At 74.7% G+C, this 2366-nt stretch carries 2 protein-coding genes and 1 pseudogene; all 3 read right to left on the bottom strand.

The features are described 5' to 3' along the window. On the bottom strand, window positions 1–810 hold an 810-nt coding region (locus tag RIF68_RS34475; RefSeq protein WP_375165786.1), incomplete at its 3' end, for an aldose epimerase family protein. A 52-nt stretch (window positions 811–862) separates the two neighbouring features. Continuing rightward, on the bottom strand, window positions 863–1831 hold the full coding sequence (locus tag RIF68_RS34470) for a hypothetical protein (protein ID WP_309055424.1): 969 nt from the start codon (window positions 1829–1831) through the stop codon (window positions 863–865). A gap of 377 nt (window positions 1832–2208) precedes the next feature. Then, a pseudogene (locus RIF68_RS34465) lies at window positions 2209–2366 on the bottom strand (mandelate racemase/muconate lactonizing enzyme family protein); the annotation flags it as partial.

Here is a 2366-nt window from a genome sequence, read left to right as displayed (position 1 = left end):
GACGGCCGTGACCCCCTTGTCGAGCACCCAGTTGTGGTCGTAGCCCCCGGCGTGCCGGAGCTGGGGGTCGTCGGCCGCCAGACCCGGCCCGATCGCCCTGGCCGTCCGGAAGTCGAAGGGCGTGCCGACCACCGGGGCCAGACGGCCCGTCGGGATCAGCCCCGCGTCGACCGGCGTCGTCCGCGAACCCGCCAGGGACAGTTCGTGACCGTGGACCGGGCCGCCGGACTCGCCGGCCAGGTTCCAGCAGACGTGACTGGTGAGATTGACGACCGTGGGACGGTCCGTCTCCGCGTGATGGTCGATGCGCCAGTCGCCCTGCTCGGTGAGGGTGTACACCACGCGTACGCCCAGGGTCCCGGGGAAGCCCATGTCGCCATGGGGGCTCGTGAGGGTGAGGACGAGGCCGACGTCGGTGCCGCGGGCGAACCCGTGCACGGTCCAGTTCCGCCGGTCGAAGCCCACGGCGCCGCCGTGCAGCGTGTGCTCGCCGCCCGCGACCGACAGGAAGTGGCGCTCGCCGTCCAGATCGAACCGTCCCCGGGCGATCCGGTTGCCGTAACGGCCGACGAGCGCACCGAAGTACGCGGCGGAGGCGAGGTAGCCGTCGACGTCGTCGAAGCCCAGCGACACGTTCGCCCGGCGGCCGTTCCGGTCGGGGCGCTCCAGACGCTGCACGATGCCGCCGAGGCTGAGCACCGCGAGGCGCGTTCCGCCGTTCTCCAGCCACCACCGGCGCACCCTCGTGCCGTCGGGCAGACGGCCGAAGGGTTCGGACACGGGGGGCGGGGGCGGGTGGGGGAGTGTCATCGGCGCGTTCCGGATGTCGACGGGACGGGGACGGGGACGGGGTGCCGGAAGATCAGATGTCGGCGGGAAAGCGGCACAGCGGGCCGGGGAGCCGCGAACCGGGCGGCGACATGGCGTCCCCCGCTCCGAGCCGGGCCAGGAGGTCGAGGACGAGCCTGCCGCGCCGAACCCGCTCCCGCGCCGTGCTGAGCACGGTCTCCCGCAGGTGGGCGCCGGACGGATAGAGGGCCGGCGCGTTCGCGAGGCCGAACTTGAGGTAGAGGGGAGCGCCGCGTCTGATGAGTTCGGCGGTCTCGTACATCCGGACGTAGCCGCCGAGGTCGTCCGGCGCCTCCACGTACAGGTCCATGGGGGCCCGGCTGACCCGGCGGATCTCGGTGAGGTGGGCCGGCGTCAGGTCCGAGGGGACGTTGATCGAGTCGGCGCCGAGCCTTTCGTGGACGGCGTACGCGGCGGGGTTCACCGGGCCGATCAGCGCCGACACCTTGAGCGTGGTGTCCGGGGGGAGCAGACCCGCGGTTCTCGCCCGGTGCAGGGTCCACAGGACCCCCTCGTCGGCCACCAGCAGACAGGTGACGCCGAGCGAGGTCGCGCGCACGGCGTCCTCCACGCAGCCGACGACCGCGCCGTGTCCCCGCGCGCGCGGCCCGCCGCCCCGGGACTCGGTGCGGGTGGAGGCCCCGGTGTCCCAGGTACCGCGGGGGCCGGTGAAGAGGCAGAGCTCGACGGAGCGTTCGGCCGCGGCCCGCACCATCTCGGTGATCTCGGCGTCGGTGAGCATCCACACGCCGCTGCCCTGGCTGACGCGGTGGACGGGGACGGAGAGCCGGTCGGCCTCCCGCAGGACGGTGTCGAGCGCCTCGGGACCCTCCACGGAGGGGATCTCCGTGCGCCACCGTCCGCCGTCGGGGAAGGAGTGGGGGGACGCGTCCGCGGCGACGGGCTCCGGGGCCGGGAGCCCCAGCGATGCGAGGATCCGGGAACCGGGCGTACGCTGCGGAGGAAGCGGGACGGGGGACACACAGACCTCCTGGGGTCCGGAGAAGTGAGCGCGGTGAGGCGCGGGGGCGAGTGGTCTCCGTGCCCTCCGGAGCAGGGGCGGTCCCGGCCCGGCGCCCGGCCCCGAGCCACCGTCGACGGACCCCCGACCCGAAGGGCCGGCTGCCGCGCTTCCCGCCGACCGGCGGGCGCCCGGACTCGCCACCACGGCGCCGGGACGGACGAACGGGATGGAGATCTCCGGCTCGGGTCAGTGACGGTCGAGCGGGACCTCCCCCGTGCCGGGACAGCCGCCGCGGACGCGGTCCTCGGCCCGCGCGGTTCCGTCGACGCGCGACTCGCGCGGCACGAGCCGGAACGCTCCGGGAGGGGCGAGGACGAAGGCCGTCCCCCGGGGGTTCACCGGGAACCGCCGGCGGGGGTACGCCTTTCCCAGCCGTCGGCCCACAGGTCGAACCGGGCCTGCTGCTGCGGGAACTCGGCCGCCGCGTCCACGTCGAGCTCGACGCCGAGGCCGGGGGCGTACGAGATCGTGAAGCAGCCGGTCTCCGGGTCGA

Source organism: Streptomyces sp. (genome assembly GCF_031178505.1).
GTDB lineage: Bacteria > Actinomycetota > Actinomycetes > Streptomycetales > Streptomycetaceae > Streptomyces > Streptomyces gulbargensis.
The sequence above is the reverse complement of the archived record's forward strand: the minus strand, read 5'-3'. Positions and strand labels throughout refer to the sequence as shown.